Origin of the sequence: Ruegeria arenilitoris, from assembly GCF_013030265.1 — a bacterium.
Classification (GTDB): domain Bacteria; phylum Pseudomonadota; class Alphaproteobacteria; order Rhodobacterales; family Rhodobacteraceae; genus Ruegeria; species Ruegeria arenilitoris_E.
In genome coordinates this window covers 1-16,165 of sequence record NZ_WPZQ01000004.1, presented here as the reverse complement: position 1 = coordinate 16,165, position 16,165 = coordinate 1, and the positions used below count along the sequence as shown (strand labels likewise).

The following is a 16,165-nucleotide window of genomic DNA, read 5'->3' as shown; positions in this document are numbered from 1 at the left end:
GCCAAAAGCGTAGTTCACACTTGCCGCTGACCAGTCGCCGCTTTACCTATGACGCATGACCGCTCCGCTTATCGACCCATTTGCACGTGCAATCACCTATCTCCGCGTCTCTGTAACGGACCGCTGCGACTTTCGCTGCGTCTATTGCATGTCGGAAAATATGACCTTTCTGCCCAAGAAAGAGCTGCTGACGCTGGAAGAGCTGGATCGCATGTGCTCGACCTTTGTGAAGATGGGAGTTGAAAAACTCCGCATTACTGGCGGTGAACCTCTGGTGCGCCGTAACATAATGACGTTCTTCAACTCCATGACCCGGCATCTGGAAAGCGGTGCTCTCAAAGAATTGACACTGACCACGAACGGATCGCAGCTGTCACGTTTTGCCGATGATCTTTATGCCGCCGGTGTTCGTCGTGTGAATGTTTCGCTGGATACGCTTGACGAAGACAAGTTCGCCAAAGTCACGCGCTGGGGGCGGCTAAAGCAGGTACTCAACGGCATCGATGCCGCTCAGAAAGCAGGGCTTCGGATCAAGATCAACGCTGTTGCTCTAAAGGGGTTCAACGAAGAAGAATTGCCCCACATCACCGAATGGTGCGCCGAGCGTGACATGGATCTGACTTGGATCGAGGTCATGCCTATGGGGGACATCGGTAACGAAGACCGGCTGGACCAATACTGGTCCCTCAAGGATGTACGCGCCGAGTATGAAAACCATTATCAGGTCACGGATCTGGCAGAGCGCACCGGCGGTCCCGCGCGCTATGTCCGCCTTGAAGATACCGGGCAGAAGATCGGTTTCATTACCCCGCTCAGCCACAATTTCTGCGAAAGCTGCAATCGCGTTCGTCTGACTTGTACCGGTGAGCTGTACATGTGCCTTGGTCAGGAAGATATGGCAGATCTCCGCGGGCCTTTGCGTGATTATCCCGATACGGAAGAACCGCTCGAGAATGCGATCCGGGCTGCGATCAACCTCAAGCCCAAGGGGCATGACTTTGATTATTCCCGCCAATCAGTCGACGGTCAGATGAGCCGTCATATGAGCCATACAGGCGGCTGAAATGTCAGATCAGGAAGGCCGACCCACGCTGCTGTACCAGCTGTACTGCGGCCTGACCTCTGTACTAGCACCCCTGGCATGGCGCACTGTACGCAGCAAACTGGAAACGGCTGGCGTTTCAAATGATCGCCAAAGAGAGCGCCTTGGGTATGCCACCCTGCCCCGCCCGAACCAAACGCTGATCTGGTTTCACGCAGCCAGCGTCGGAGAGAGCCTGTCGGTCCTCAGCCTGATCAAACGCCTTGGTCAGCGCCTGCCAGATGCAGAATTCCTGATCACATCAGGCACACCAACCTCTGCGGCGTTGATCGAAAAGCGTATGCCGCCGCGTACGCGCCACCAATACCCGCCGCTGGATACGGGCGGCCCCGTTCATCGTTTTCTGGAGCATTGGAGACCTGACGCTGGCATCTTTGTTGAAAGCGAGATCTGGCCAAGACTCATTGTTGAAAACGCCAATAGCGGCACACCGCTCGCGCTGCTGAATGCTCGACTTTCTGAAAAATCAGTGGAAGGTTGGAAAAAACGCCCCAAAACGGCGCGATACATATTAGATCATTTTCAGCTATTCCTGACGCAAAACGATAGAACCGCGACCAATCTGATCGCAATGGGTGCCCCGGCGGACCGGGTACATCCCGGCACGAACCTCAAGGCTATGTCTGACCCATTACCGGTGGATGAGGCGACGTTGGCCGATATTCGACGTCAGTTGGATGGACGACCCGTGTGGATCGCCAGTTCGACACATGCAGGCGAAGAAGAAACGGTTCTCGCGGCCCACAAGGAACTGCTAAAGCTCTGGCCCAATTTGCTGCTGCTGCTGATCCCACGCCACCCAGAACGGCGTGATGAAGTGACCGGGCTTGTAAGTACTGCCGAATTATCTTTCGCGCTTCGCAGCACGGGTGATGAGATCACCGCAAACACACAGGTCTATGTTGCGGATACGCTTGGAGAGACCGGCACATGGTACGCGTTGTGCCCTGTCGTGTTTCTTGGCGGATCGCTTAAGGAAATCGGGGGCCACAACCCGTTCGAACCAGCGCAGGCAGGTGCCGCAGTCATCACCGGGCCGGGCTATTACAACTTTGCTGAAACCTTCGCCCCGCTGGTCGAAGCCGGAGGAGCGGTCGAAGTTCAATCAAGCAAGGAACTGACAGATGCAGTGGCCCATTGGCTATCGGATGACGCTGCTCTGATCGACGCCAGAAACGCGGCGGGCGCTTGTGTGAACACCCAGAAATCCGCACTCGATGGTGTCATTGATGCGTTGTGCGAGAAACTCGACCTGAAATAGAAAGCCCGGCAACTTCATCAGTCACCGGGCCTGAGTACTGAGGTGAATCCCGCCCCAGATGGTTATGCAGCAGGCATCCGCTGTTCGACGATTTCAGCCCACCAGCTGCACCCGGCGGGGATCGCCTCGTCATTAAAGTTGTATTCCGGATGGTGCACCATGGCCGTGTCGCCATTGCCCACCAGAATATATGCACCCGGACGCTCCTCAAGCATGAATGCAAAATCCTCGCCCCCCATAACCAGAGGTGCCTCTTCACATTCGCCTGCGACCGATCGGGCAACATCGGCTGCGAAGTCGGTCTGGTCTTCGCTGTTCACCATGACCGGATAGCCGCGAATATAAGTGACATCAGCTGTGCCGCCAAAGGTCGCTGCGATACCGTTGCAGATTTCGTTGATCCGTTGTTCGGCAAGATCGCGCATATCTTTGCTCATCGTACGCACAGTGCCTTTGATCTGCACTTTTTGCGGGATCACGTTGAACGCCTTAGACGAGGATTCAAACGAAGTTACCGAGACGACGACCTGATCGATTGGGTCAGCATTACGCGATGCAATGGTCTGCAGCGCCAAGACAGCCTTGGCTGCGATAATTGTCGTATCCACCGTCTCGTGAGGTTTGGCTGCGTGACCACCGCGCCCCTCGAACGTGATATCGAACTGGTCAGTGGCGGCAAAGAACGCCCCCGGGCGGATCGAGAAGCTGCCAACCGGTTTACCCGGCCAGTTGTGCATTCCATAGACTTCCTGAATGTTCCAGCGGTCCATCATGCCGTCTTCGCACATCTCGCGACCACCGCCGCCACCTTCTTCGGCGGGCTGGAAGATCACAACCACAGTCCCGTCGAAATTACGGGTCTCGGCCAGATACTTTGCTGCCCCCAGCAGCATCGCAGTATGTCCGTCATGGCCACAGGCGTGCATTGCGCCTGGCGTCTTCGATGCATATTCAACACCGGTTGCCTCGTGGATCGGCAGGGCGTCCATATCCGCACGCAGACCAATCACCTTGCCCTTGCTATCGGATTTTCCCTTGATAACGCCCACAACCCCTGTGCGGCCAATTCCGGAAACAACCTCATCACAGCCAAATTCCTTCAGCTTTTCCTCAACCAATGCGCTGGTACGATGGGTTTCAAACAGGATTTCAGGGTTTTCGTGAATGTCGCGTCGCCATGCAGTGATTTCGTCCTGTAATTCGGCAAAGCGGTTCTTAACTGGCATCTCTTCTCTCTCCTAATTCAGTTCAAGCCGCCGGCATGCGGCGCTCAACCATTTCTGCAAACCACGAGCATCCGATCGGGATGATTTCGTCGTTAAAATTGTATTCCGGATGGTGCAGCCCGGCGCTGTCTCCGTTACCCAAAACAATGAAGGCACCTGGGCGTTCCTCGAGCATGAAAGAAAAATCCTCGCCCCCCATGACCATCGGCGCCTCGGCACAGCTGCCGCCCACAGAAATCGCTGCCTCTTCGGCATAGCCTGTCTGTTCCTCGGCGTTGATCGTGACTGGAACGCCGCGGGTATAGGTCACAGTCGCGGTTCCCCCCATGGTGGCGGCAACACCTTCTGTGATCTCTGTCAGGCGCTTTTCGATCAGGTCGCGCATCTCATTGGAATGGGTGCGCACAGTACCCCGCACACGGGCAGATTGCGGAATCACGTTAAAGGCTTTCGAGGACGTCTCTACAGAGGTGACCGACAATACACCTTGCTGGATCGGGTCAGAGTTACGCGACACAACTGTCTGTAAAGCAACAACAAGTTGGGACAGCATCACAGTGGTATCCACGGTATCGTGTGGCTTGGCAGCGTGACCACCATGACCTTCGAGATGAATATCGAACTCATCTGCCGCTGCAAGCAATGGGCCTGACCGAATAGCAAATTGGCCTGTCGGTACACCCGGCACGTTGTGCATGGCATAGACTTCCTGAATGCCGAACCGGTCCATCAGGCCATCCTTGCACATCGCTTCGGCCCCGTTCCCGCCTTCTTCGGCGGGTTGGAATATCACGATCGCTGTTCCGTCGAAGTTTCGCGTTTCAGCCAGATATTTTGCAGTACCCAGAACCATAGCTGTGTGACCATCGTGACCACAGGCATGCATGGCATTCGGCGTCTGCGAGGCATAGTCCAGACCGGTCTGCTCCTGCATCGGCAGCGCGTCCATATCAGCACGCAACCCGATAACGCGGTCCTGAGTGTCTGCCTTACCCTTGATCACGCCGACCACGCCGGTGCGACCAATACCGGTGACTACCTCGTCACATCCAAACGCGCGGAGTTTATCGGCCACCAAAGCGCTGGTGCGGTGTGTGTCATATAGAATTTCGGGGTGTTGGTGAATGTCACGCCGCCAGCCGGTGATTTCATCGTGCATTTCAGCGAGACGGTTCTTGATCGGCATGTCATTCTCCCCTGTGATTATGCCACTGGCATTCGTCGTTCCACCAGTTCAGCAAACCAGCTGCACCCGGCGGGAATCGCGTCGTCATCAAAGTTGTATTCCGGGTGATGGCACATCGCCGTATCCCCGTTCCCAATGAAGATGTAGGCTCCTGGCCGTTCTTCAAGCATGTAGGCGAAATCTTCAGAGGGCATGATCGGATCAGTGTTGTCGTTGACTTTGCCCGCCACAGCCTCTGCCGCCTCGGCTGCAAACGCAGTCTCAGCATCTGAATTGACGGTAGCCGGATATCCCGGTGTCCAAGTCACCTTAGCTTCGGCGCCAAAGGCCGAGGCCATATCCTCGCCAATCCTGCGCACGCGCTCTTCTGCAATTTTGCGGTATTCGGGATCCAGCGTTCTGACAGTCCCCTGCAACCGGACCGTATGCGCAATCACATTTGATGCGACGCTGTCAGTGTCAAAAGTGCCAACCGTCAGAACAACACGTTTGATCGGGTCAACCGTACGCGACACAACCGACTGCAATGCCACCACGATGTGTGAGGCCACAAGCGTCGTATCCACGGCATCATGGGGGGCAGCGGCGTGCCCACCCTTCCCGGTCACAACGATCTCGAATTCATCCGAGGACGCAAGCAGAGCACCAGGCCGGATAGCGAACTCACCAACCGGAAGACCCGGCATGTTGTGCATGCCGTAAACTTCCTGAATTCCCCAACGCTCCATAAGCCCGTCCTGACACATTGCCAGACCACCGGCTCCACCCTCTTCTGCGGGCTGGAAAATCAGAACGACCGTGCCGTCGAAATTCCGGGTCTCAGCCAGATATTGCGCGGCCCCCAACAGCATCGAGGTATGGCCGTCATGACCACACGCATGCATCTTGCCCGAAACGGTTGAGGCATAGTCCAATCCGGTGGCTTCTTCGATCGGCAGAGCATCCATATCTGCCCGCAGCCCGACCACTCGCCCCTTGGTATCAGTCTTGCCCCGAATAACAGCCACAACCCCGGTCTTTCCGATCCCCGGGGTGATCTCATCGACACCGAATTCTTTCAACCGATCGACTACGAATGCAGCTGTCTCCTGAACGTCATACATCAGCTCGGGATGGGCGTGCAGATGACGGCGCCACTTGGTGATCTCGCCATGCATATCGGCAAGCCTGTTCTTCACGGGCATTGTTCGTCCTCCCTTAAGCTATTGCCTGAATCGAATACTCAGACGCTACGTCCCGGTTCAGCCGGCAAGCTTCTCCAGCAGACGTTCCATGAATTTTTGACCTTCGTTAAATTGTGCAATCGTAATGAACTCGTTGGGCTGATGGGCCTGTGCAATGTCGCCCGGACCACAGATGACGGCAGAATACCCGGCCTCCTGAAACTGTCCGGCCTCTGTACCATAGCTCACGACATGGGTCGCGTTGTCACCGGTCAAAGACCTAACAAGCGCCTCAGCCTCGCCATCCTGTTCCGGGACCAAGGCAGGTACCGCAAAGTTCTGAGAAATCTCGATGCGGGCTTCGGGGTGTACTTTCTGCATACGCTCCTCGGCTTTCCGAACCTCTTGCAGATAAGCGCTTTCCCATTGCGAGGCTGCCTCTCCCGGCACCATGCGGAAATCCATCATGAACCGGCAGTCCTTGGCGGTGATGTTATGGGCCGTACCGCCTTGAATCATGCCCACGTGGCAGGTGGTCCATGGCGGGTCAAAGATTGCTGCGATATCGCTGGGTTCAGCGGCCATGTTTTGGGCATTCTGATCGTTGGCCCAGTCAATCAGAGGCGCGGCCTCCATGATCGCATTGACGCCGGTGTGCATAATCGAGCTGTGAACCTCGAACCCAACGATATGGGTATCGAAACCGATACCTCCTTTATGGCCGGTTACCGCCTGCATCATCGAAGGTTCGCCAACGACAACGGCTGAACCTTTGGGCAATACGTCCTGCATCGCCACGATCATCGGCGGTGCGCCGGTGCATCCGATCTCTTCATCGAAGCTGAGCGCCAGCTGGAGCGGGCGTTTAACATCAGCATATTGCGCCTCGACCAAAGCCCAAATGGCCAATGCATCGAAACCCTTCATATCGCAGGTACCGCGACCAAAGTACTTTCCGTCTTTCTCGGTAACGACAAAAGGATCGGTGTCCCACGGTTGACCATCGACCGGCACAACATCGGTATGCCCCGAAAGAACAACAGCGCCCTCTTCCCACGGGCCGACATGGGCAAATAAGGCGGCCTTGTGCGGTTGATCCGGGTCAGGCCAGCGATGTGATTTGATCCCGTGGCTGTCCAGATACCCTTCGACCCACTCGACCAACGGCAGGTTGGTGTCGCGGCTCACCGTCGGGAACGAGATCAGCTTGGTCATGATCTCAAGCGGCGTCAGGCGGTTTGACATGGGTTTCAGTACCCGCTGTCTGTTGTCAGAATGAAATGACCCGGTTCCACTTCGTGATAGACCGAAGGCTCGGGCTCATATCCAATTGGATGAATTGGCGAAGGGATCGGCTTGAAATTCAGATCCTTTTCTGACTTTCGCTTATTGGGGTCTGCGATCGGAACTGCCTTCATCAAGGCCTGAGTGTACGGGTGTTGAGGATTCTCAAAGACGCGCGCACGCGGTCCCAACTCAACGATCCGGCCCAGATACATGACGCCTACATGGTGGCTGACACGTTCGACCACGGCCATATCGTGTGAAATGAACAGGTAACTTAGGCCAAGTTCGGACTGAAGCTCCATCATCAGGTTCAGAACCTGCGCCTGAACGGATACGTCCAGCGCCGAAACCGCCTCATCCGCGATGATCAGCTTGGGATTCAGTGCAAGTGCACGCGCAATCGCGATTCTCTGCCGCTGACCACCGGACATCTCATGCGGAAAGCGCCGCATAAAGCTGCGCGGCAGGTGCACTTTGTCGAACAATTGCGCAACACGATCCTGAAGTTCCGTGCCCGAAGCGACGCCATAATTGCGCATCGGTTCTGCCACCTGATCCACCAGTTGCATCTGTGGGTTCAGCGAGGCGAACGGATCCTGAAAGATCATCTGCATGTCCAGACGGGCCTTACGCAGTCCGCCCGGATCCAGCTTCATGATATCGACGCCATCCAGATCGACCTCGCCAGACATCGGCTCCACGAGGCGCAGAATCGAACGGCCTGCTGATGACTTGCCGCAGCCGGATTCACCGACCAAACTCAGCGTTTGTCCCTTGTTCAAAGTGAACGAGACATCTTCGACCGCGTGCACATTGGAAATCGTACGGCGCAGCAAACCACCTTTGACCGGAAAGCGCGTCGTCAGGTTTTTGACCGTCAGCAGAACCTCTTCGGTGCCGGGGATTGGCGCGATGTTCTGGCCTTCGACACCCAACAGCTTCATTGGTTCAGGCGCGGCCTTGCCTTGCATTTCACCAAGCTTCGGAACCGCAGCCAGCAGCGCTTTGGTATAGTCATGCTGAGGGTTCTCAAAGATCTCTTTGACCGACCCCTCCTCGACCTTGTTGCCGCGGAACATGACGACGACCCGGTCAGCCATCTGGGCCACAACCGCCATATCATGGGTGATGAACATCACGGCCGTGCCGGTTTCCCGCTTGAGGCGATCCATCAGGGCCAGAATCTCGGCCTGAATGGTCACGTCGAGTGCTGTCGTCGGCTCATCCGCGATCAAAAGGCGTGGCTCGCAAGCCATGGCCATGGCGATCACAACGCGCTGTCGCATGCCGCCTGACAATTCGTGCGGATATTGCTTCAGGCGGCGTTCGGGTTCGGGGATTCGGACCTGACGCAACAATTCCAGGGCTCGCGTTTCGGCCTCGGATTTGGACATGTTCTTGTGGATGCGCAGCCCTTCGGTCAGCTGGCGTCCGACGGTAAACACCGGGTTCAGGGCGGTCATCGGCTCCTGAAAGATCATTCCGATCTCGTTGCCGCGAATCTGTTTCATCAGATCCTGATCGGCTTTGGACAGGTCCATCTCTTCGCCATCACGTCGGTCGAACAGCAATTGGCCACCCGCGATTTCACCACCGCCAAACTCGACCAACCGCATCAGCGAAAGCGAGGACACCGATTTTCCGGATCCTGATTCGCCAACAATACAAACGGTTTCACCCGGATTTACTTCGAACGAGACGTCTTCGACCCCGACGACGGGTCCATCTTTGGTTTGAAATTCAACCCGCAGTTTTCTGATCTGGGCAATTGGCTGGTCCAGCACGCGCACGCTCCCCTTGGCGGCTTATATTTTTTGATTGCCAAACGCTAAGGCCGCAAAGCGGGAAAAGTCAAACGCATTACCGAATTTCGCAGCGGCAAGGCTTGCAATTTTCAGAAACTCTGTTTCGATACGCCGCGTAACCGTTTTTGGGAGAGGGCGGAAAACACGAAACGTGAATTGCATTTATGTTTCATTTCAGCGCCTTGCACCCAAGTACGGCAACGCCAAATCCGCAGGCCTTGCGGAGATAATCGAGACACGCAAGTGTCCAACATGGAGTGTATGATGAAAATCAAGACCCTTTTGCTTGGTGCGATCGCCAGCACGGCTATGGCCCCGATGGCCTTTGCCGAGCGTGGATCGGACGGCAATGTCAGCATCATCTATTGGCAAGCACCCTCAATCCTGAACCCGTTCCTGTCGGGCGGTACCAAGGATGTGGAATCGGCCTCGCTGGTGATCGAGCCTCTGGCTCGCTACGACCAAGACGGCAACATGGTACCCTTCCTGGCGTCCGAGATTCCTACGGTTGAAAATGGCGGCGTCAGCGAAGACCTGACCTCGATCACCTGGAAAATCGCACCCGGCATCAAGTGGTCGGATGGAACACCGTTCACCGCTGCGGACGTTGTATTCACTGCTGATTACTGCATGGATCCCGAAGGTGGCTGTGCGCAGGTAACCAAATTCGAAGGCGTTACCTCGGTAGAAGCTGTTGATGATATGACTGTCAAAGTCACATTCGACGCGCCTACCCCGTTCCCCTACGGACCGTTTGTTGGCGGCGAGAGCCCCATCATCCAGAAAGCTCAGTTTGAAAACTGCATGGGTGCAAAGGCCCCAGAGTGCACCGAGCAGAACTTTAACCCGATCGGCACCGGCCCGTTTGTCGTCACCGAGTTCAAGCCGAACGACGTGATCACCTTCAAGGCCAACGACAACTATCGTGACCCCGCAAAACCTGCCTTTGCGACCGTGACCTTCAAAGGTGGCGGCGATGCAACCGCGGCTGGCCGTGCAGTCATGGAAACCGGCGAGTTTGACTACGCATGGAACCTGCAGCTGGCGCCCGAAGTGATCGCGCAAATGCAGGAAGGCGGCAAAGGTACCCCGGTCGCAGGCTTCGGCCCGCTGGTCGAGCGTATCATGATGAACCAGACCAATCCGTCGCCCGAACTGCCGGAAGGCGAGCGTTCGACAGCCAAGCATCCGCATCCGTTCCTGACGGACCCGGCTGTTTACAAAGCGATGTCGCTGGCGATCGACCGTCCGCTGCTGGTTGAAATCGGCTACGGTCAGGCCGGTAAGGTCACCTGTAACTGGGTTCCGGCTCCTGCTGCGTTCAACTCGACCTCGATGACCTGTGACAAGCAGGATATCGAAGGTGCGAAGAAACTGCTGGATGACGCAGGCATCGTAGATACTGACGGTGACGGCGTTCGTGAAAAGGACGGTGTTCCGCTGAAAATCGTCTACCAGACCTCGACCAACGCTGTTCGTCAGGACTTCCAGGCGCTGATCAAAGAGTGGTGGAGCCAGATCGGTATCGAATCCGAACTGCGCAACATCAACGCATCGGTCTTCTTTGGTGGTGACCCGGGCTCGCCGGACACTTTCCAGAAGTTCTATGCTGACGTTGAAATGTATGCCAATACCTTCAACGGCACCGACCCGCAGTCTTATCTGGGCAACGGTCTGTGCGACAAAGCTCCGCGTCCTGACTCCCAGTGGCAGGGTGAGAACATCAGCCGCTTCTGCAACGAGGAATTCGACAAGCTGCATGGTCAGCTGGCCGAGACCGCAGGTCTGGAGCAGCGCGCTGAAATCGCGAAAAAGCTGAACGACATCATGGTTGAAAACGGCGGTATGATCCCGCTGGTGCACCGTGGCCGTCTGTCGGCGCATTCGAACACGCTGGGTGGCGTTGTCCTGAACGTCTGGGACAGCGAACTGTGGAACATCGCTGACTGGTACCGTAAAACCGGTTCCTAAGCGTTAGCCTTGCAAAGCCGCGTCCCGATCTTTATCGGGGCGCGGTCTTTCGCATATTCCACCAACAAGAAGACGCATATAAAGGCGCCTTTTAATGCTCAACTTCACTATCAGACGACTGATACTGGCCGTTCCAACGCTTCTGTTCATCAGCCTCGTCATTTTCCTGCTCCTCGAGTTCGCACCAGGCGATCCAATGGCGCAGGTTCCGCTCACTGTTCCTCCCGAAGTCAAAGAAAAGATGCGCGAGGCACTTGGCCTCGGTCAGCCGATGCATATCCGGTTCTGGAAATGGATCGTGCAGTTTTTCTGGATTGAACCGCAGGTGCTGATCGACTCGATCTTTGGCACAACCTTCTCCGAAGGTGATCTGCGCGTGATTTCGTGGCAAACCCGTTCACCCGTCATGGACATCGTCGTTCAGCGTATCCCGCAGACCCTGTGGGTTGTTGGCACTGCTTATGTGGTCGCCATCCTGATCGCCCTGCCCATCGGCATCTATTCGGCCTATCGCCAGTATTCCTGGTTCGACCAGATGGGTACGTTCGTCTCGATGGTCGGCTTCTCGGTCCCACCCTTCTTCTCGGGTGTTCTGGTGATCGTGATCTTCTCGGTTCAACTTGGCTGGTTCCCGTCGATCTATGACACCACCCATGTTGTTGACAGCTGGGACAGCTTTGTCGTTCAGCTGAAGCAAATGATCATGCCTGTCATGGTTCTGGCACTGCAAATCACGGCACAGCTCAGCCGCTTCATGCGCGCCTCGATGCTGGACAACCTCAATCAGGACTATGTTCGCACAGCACGCGCCAAGGGACTGAGCGAATATACCGTCGTCATGGTGCATGTCCTGCGCAACTCGATGATCCCGGTTGTCACGGTCATTGCTCTGGGTATTCCCGCCATCTTCGGCGGTGCAATCATCACCGAGCAGGTGTTCAAGGTAAACGGTATCGGTCAACTGCTGATTGGCGCCATTCAGGCCAACGACCTGCCGATGGTCCAAACCCTGACCTTCATATTTGCTGTGCTGATCGTGCTGTTCAACCTGATCGCCGATGTACTTTACGGCATTCTGGACCCGAGGATTCGCTATGACTGATCATGATCGTACCGACACTCTGGTCCCCGACGAAGGTCTTGCACCTGCATCAACGGCCTTGCCGACCACAGATGTGATGGAAGAGCTGGCTACCCCGCCGCGCAGCCAATGGCGTGACGTTTGGGATCAGTTCAAAACACACAAGGGTGCAATGCTGGGGGCGATGTTGTTCATCTTCATCGTCGCGGCGGTCTATCTCGGCCCCTATATCTGGACGATTGATCCCACCCAGATTGACATCCGGGCGCGGAATCAAGGGCCCAGCCTTGCGCATCCCTTTGGCACAGATCAACTGGGCCGCGATATCATGGCGCGTATGATGGCAGGTGGTCAGACATCGGTTTCCGTGGGCATCACTGCGATGCTGCTGGCACTGCTGCTGGGGTCATTGATCGGGGTGGTCGCCGGGTTCTTCAAACGCCTTGACGGGCCGCTGATGCGCTTGACCGACCTCTTCCTTGCCCTGCCCTTGCTGCCGCTGCTGCTGGTCATGATGTTGCTGTTCCGTGAGCCTCTGTCTGCAGCATTCGGGCTTGAGCGTGGTATCTTTATCCTGATCGTAACAGCGATTGGCGTGACATCCTGGATGCCGACTGCGCGGATCGTTCGTGGTGATGTTTTGGCGATCAAAGAGCGTGAGTTCGTACTGGCCGCACGGTCCATTGGCACGAGCAACACGCAGATCATCACGCGTCACATTCTGCCCAACGTTCTGTCACCCATCATGGTGTCGGCAACACTAGGTATCGCAACGGCGATCATTACGGAAAGTGCCCTGTCGTTCCTCGGTCTCGGGTTCCCGCCCGATTTCCCGACATGGGGACGACTGCTGTTCGATGGAGTCGACTATCTGCAGCAATACCCCGAGCGTGTTTTCTGGCCCGGTCTGGCGATCTCGCTGACCGTGCTCAGCGTCAACTATCTGGGCGATGGCCTGCGCGACGCGCTTGATCCGCGTATTCGCGGGCGCTGACAAAAACTGACCGGTGCGCACCTGCGCACCGGTCTATTCACTGCTCAACATACCAGTTGATGATTCCTGCAAATTCTAGTGACGACTTCGTTTAACGGCTTGCCATTCTCAGCCGCCCATATGTCCGGACTTGTTGTGGATTTGACTGCAATCCCACGATCAAAATACCAAACAACCGAGACCAAAATGCCGCGGTCTGACATCGTGTGCAGTGGCAGTTTCCAAAGCCGCTAGACTTACCATAACAAAAAATTAATTTTGCGCGCAGCAGGCTTTCATCGCCACGAAAATGACAACTTGCGCGTGAATTGTACGCGCAATCAAAATCGCCGAATTTGAGGCAGACACATGGCTACAACGACATATATCCCAAGACCTTCTTCATCTTCACCGCTTAGTGCGATCCAGGGTACTCGTGCATACGGGGACGGCAACCCGGCAACTGTCACCACCATCACCTATAATTTCGGAAAACTGTCCGACACGCAGAACTGGACCTCTGAATATAAGGCTGAATTCCGTGCCGCCCTTGCGGCAATCGAAGCCGTAGCAAACATTCGATTTGTCGAATCCTCATCATCTTCAGCCGATCTGGTCGAGTATATTGCACCTGCTTCATCCTTTTCGTCTCCCAATGTCCTGGGTTTTCATTTTGGTCCGTCAAGTAGACCTTCGACCGGAGCCTACAACACGAACTACTGGAATGCCGGCCCCGGCGGCAACGGCGATCCAGGAGGGTATTTCTTTACGACACTCATTCATGAGCTAGGTCACGCGCTGGGACTGGGGCATCCACATGACACCGGGTTTGGCACGACCGTGATGACCGGTGTTACCTCGCCCTTCAACTCATTTGGCGTTGGCTCGCTCAACCAGGGCGTCTACACCGTCATGTCGTACAATGATGGTTGGACTTCAGCGAGTGGAATTCTGCCTAGCAATTCGACATTTGGCGGATCCACCGGCTTCGGGGCTCTGGACATTGCCGCACTGCAAGCAATGTACGGCGCGAATACCACCACTAACTCCGGCAACAACGTTTATACCCTTCCGTCCGCAAACGTTGCGGGCACAGGGTATCAGGCGATCTGGGATACGGGTGGCAACGATACCATCCAGCATCTGGGCAACTCGGACGCACGGATCGACCTGCGACCCGCAACTTTGGACTACACGGCTACCGGTGGTGGTGTCGTATCATCCGCAGCCGGGGTAAGGGGCGGATTTACAATCGCCCACGGCGTCACCATTGAAAACGCATCAGGCGGGTCCGGCAATGATACGATCTATGGCAACCATGCCCAGAACGTTTTGCGTGGCAACAACGGGAACGACACAATTTACTCGCTTTCCAACGGAAGCAACAACAACACAATCTATGGCGGGCACGGGAACGACACGATCTATCTCGCGCACGGTACCGGCTCCGATCAAGTATTTGGCGATCAGGGCAACGATATAGCGATCGTGACGAGTAATGACGGCTCGTTTTACGGGGGATCCGGCACGGATACCATCAGGTTTACAACCGCTATCAGCAATTATCTGTTCCTGAGAAACGGAACCAGCTACGAGTTTTTGAACGTCATCACACGTATCACCTTCACCATCGCAAATGATGTTGAGCTGATCCAGTTCCTGAACGGCGTACAACAGTTAACCTGGTCGAACATCGCAACTGCCATGCAACTGTCTGACGTTGATACAACGGGTACGACGCTGCAGCATGCGGACCACGGTATCTACGTACTGGACTCAGCCGGCTCGAACGTTGCGTTGACCTTGCGCGGTGAGGTGATCGGGGCAGGCTCGATTGCAGGCTGGCACGCCATTCAGGCCGAAGCTTCAGGCGGTGGCTACCGCGTTCTGTGGATAAACGCAGACGGCAGATTTGGGGAGTGGACGGTCAACAGCCAGGGGCAACACACCTCTGACCGGATTATATCCAACGTTGTGGATGTCGAGACATTCTATAACGCCGACCTGAACGGTGACGGAACAATCGGGCACAAGACCACAAGCATCGAAAGCGATGGCTCCGTGGCGCTCTCCTCCTCGACCCGCAGCGGCTATTTGGTCAATGGCAACATCGAACTGACCCGAGACGGCGCCAATGCCGGACCGGGAAGCTTTCCGGGCTGGGAGGCTATCCACGCCGAAGCGATCACAGGTGGCTTCAAGGTTCTCTGGAAAAACGCCAACGGAGACTACGGCGAATGGATCACCGACACGAGTGGTACCTATATTAGCAGTGCTGCAGTCGATAACGTTGTAGATGTCGAAACGTTCTACAATGTCGACCTCAACGGGGACGGCACGATCGGGCACAAGACAACCAGCATCGAAACCGCCGGTTCTGTGACGCTCGCGTCTTCTACCCGCGGCGTCTATCTGGTCAATGGCAGCGTCGAACTGACGCGTGACGGTGCCAAAGCCGGTCCCGACAGCTTCCCGGGCTGGGAGGCCATCCAAGCTGAAGCGTTCAATGGCGGCTTCAAGGTGCTCTGGAAAAACGCGGCTGGAGAATATGGCGAGTGGATCACCAATGCGACCGGTGAATACCTGAGCAGCGCCAGCCTCGACAACTTTGTGGATGTCGAAACGTTCTACAATGTCGACCTCAACGGGGACGGCACAATCGGGCACAAGACAACCAGCATCGAAACCGCCGGTTCCGTGACGCTCGCGTCTTCTACCCGCGGCGTCTATCTGGTCAATGGCAGTGTCGAGTTGACGCGTGACGGTGTCAAAGCTGGCCCAGATAGCTTCCCCGGCTGGGAGGCCATCCACGCCGAGGCATTCAATGGCGGCTTCAAGGTGCTCTGGAAAAACGCAGACGGCTCCTACGGTGAGTGGATCACCAATGCGGCCGGTGAATACCTGAGTAGTGCCAGCCTCGACAACTTTGTAGATGTCGAAACGTTCTACAATGTCGACCTGAACGGGGACGGCACGATCGGGCACAAAACAACCAGCATCGAAACCGCCGGTTCCGTATCGCTCGCGTCATCAACCCGCGGCGTTTATCTGGTCAATGGCAGTGTCGAGTTGACGCGTGACGGTGTCAAAGCTGGCCCAGATAGCTTCCC

Annotated in this window: 11 protein-coding genes; 6 read left to right on the top strand and 5 right to left on the bottom strand. The window is 56.0% G+C overall.

Features of this window, described 5'->3' with window-relative positions; genetic code table 11:
* Positions 1-55 precede the first annotated feature (55 nt).
* Complete coding sequence (gene moaA / locus GOX61_RS07720) at positions 56-1,063, top strand: GTP 3',8-cyclase MoaA (RefSeq protein ID WP_155147470.1); 1,008 nt, start codon at positions 56-58, stop codon at positions 1,061-1,063.
* A 1-nt stretch (position 1,064) separates the two neighbouring features.
* A complete protein-coding gene (locus GOX61_RS07715; protein WP_170332650.1) occupies positions 1,065-2,363 on the top strand; it encodes a 3-deoxy-D-manno-octulosonic acid transferase in 1,299 nt (432 codons plus the stop codon).
* 62 nt (positions 2,364-2,425) lie between these two features.
* Here GOX61_RS07715 and GOX61_RS07710 read toward each other — a convergent pair whose 3' ends face one another.
* From GOX61_RS07710 to GOX61_RS07690, 5 genes are read right to left on the bottom strand one after another with little or no spacing between them, the layout of a single operon-like run.
* A complete protein-coding gene (locus GOX61_RS07710; protein ID WP_170332648.1) occupies positions 2,426-3,589 on the bottom strand; it encodes a M20 aminoacylase family protein in 1,164 nt (387 codons plus the stop codon).
* 22 nt (positions 3,590-3,611) lie between these two features.
* Positions 3,612-4,775: a M20 aminoacylase family protein gene (locus tag GOX61_RS07705; RefSeq protein WP_170332646.1), complete on the bottom strand. Its 1,164-nt coding sequence runs from the start codon at positions 4,773-4,775 to the stop codon at positions 3,612-3,614.
* Between the two features lie 17 nt (positions 4,776-4,792).
* Positions 4,793-5,959, bottom strand: coding sequence for a M20 aminoacylase family protein (locus GOX61_RS07700; RefSeq protein WP_170332644.1), 1,167 nt, complete (start codon positions 5,957-5,959; stop codon positions 4,793-4,795).
* Positions 5,960-6,016: 57 nt separating this feature from the next.
* On the bottom strand, positions 6,017-7,183 hold the full coding sequence (gene argE, locus GOX61_RS07695; protein ID WP_170332642.1) for an acetylornithine deacetylase: 1,167 nt from the start codon (positions 7,181-7,183) through the stop codon (positions 6,017-6,019).
* A 5-nt stretch (positions 7,184-7,188) separates the two neighbouring features.
* Positions 7,189-9,009, bottom strand: coding sequence for an ABC transporter ATP-binding protein (locus tag GOX61_RS07690; RefSeq protein WP_170332640.1), 1,821 nt, complete (start codon positions 9,007-9,009; stop codon positions 7,189-7,191).
* A 285-nt stretch (positions 9,010-9,294) separates the two neighbouring features.
* Between GOX61_RS07690 and GOX61_RS07685 the strand changes: the two genes are divergently transcribed.
* The 4 genes from GOX61_RS07685 to GOX61_RS07670 all read left to right on the top strand — a co-directional run.
* Positions 9,295-11,001, top strand: a complete 1,707-nt coding sequence (locus tag GOX61_RS07685) for a peptide ABC transporter substrate-binding protein (RefSeq protein WP_170332638.1) — start codon at positions 9,295-9,297, stop codon at positions 10,999-11,001.
* A 94-nt stretch (positions 11,002-11,095) separates the two neighbouring features.
* Positions 11,096-12,103: an ABC transporter permease gene (locus GOX61_RS07680; RefSeq protein WP_155147457.1), complete on the top strand. Its 1,008-nt coding sequence runs from the start codon at positions 11,096-11,098 to the stop codon at positions 12,101-12,103.
* Positions 12,096-13,076 carry an ABC transporter permease gene (locus GOX61_RS07675; protein WP_155147455.1) on the top strand — a complete coding sequence of 327 codons (981 nt, stop codon included), beginning with the start codon at positions 12,096-12,098 and terminating at the stop codon, positions 13,074-13,076. The genes GOX61_RS07680 and GOX61_RS07675 overlap by 8 nt, the downstream gene beginning before the upstream one ends.
* 348 nt (positions 13,077-13,424) lie before the next feature.
* A partial coding sequence (locus GOX61_RS07670) for a M10 family metallopeptidase C-terminal domain-containing protein (protein ID WP_170332636.1) occupies positions 13,425-16,165 on the top strand: 2,741 nt, incomplete at its 3' end.

What these genes read in the sequence shown, in the direction of transcription:
- moaA (WP_155147470.1), top strand. Translation starts at nt 56, where the DNA reads ATGACCGCTCCGCTTATCGACCCATTTGCACGTGCAATCACCTATCTC.
- GOX61_RS07715 (WP_170332650.1), top strand. Translation starts at nt 1,065, where the DNA reads ATGTCAGATCAGGAAGGCCGACCCACGCTGCTGTACCAGCTGTACTGC.
- GOX61_RS07710 (WP_170332648.1), bottom strand. Translation starts at nt 3,589, where the DNA reads ATGCCAGTTAAGAACCGCTTTGCCGAATTACAGGACGAAATCACTGCA.
- GOX61_RS07705 (WP_170332646.1), bottom strand. Translation starts at nt 4,775, where the DNA reads ATGCCGATCAAGAACCGTCTCGCTGAAATGCACGATGAAATCACCGGC.
- GOX61_RS07700 (WP_170332644.1), bottom strand. Translation starts at nt 5,959, where the DNA reads ATGCCCGTGAAGAACAGGCTTGCCGATATGCATGGCGAGATCACCAAG.
- argE (WP_170332642.1), bottom strand. Translation starts at nt 7,183, where the DNA reads ATGTCAAACCGCCTGACGCCGCTTGAGATCATGACCAAGCTGATCTCG.
- GOX61_RS07685 (WP_170332638.1), top strand. Translation starts at nt 9,295, where the DNA reads ATGAAAATCAAGACCCTTTTGCTTGGTGCGATCGCCAGCACGGCTATG.
- GOX61_RS07680 (WP_155147457.1), top strand. Translation starts at nt 11,096, where the DNA reads ATGCTCAACTTCACTATCAGACGACTGATACTGGCCGTTCCAACGCTT.
- GOX61_RS07675 (WP_155147455.1), top strand. Translation starts at nt 12,096, where the DNA reads ATGACTGATCATGATCGTACCGACACTCTGGTCCCCGACGAAGGTCTT.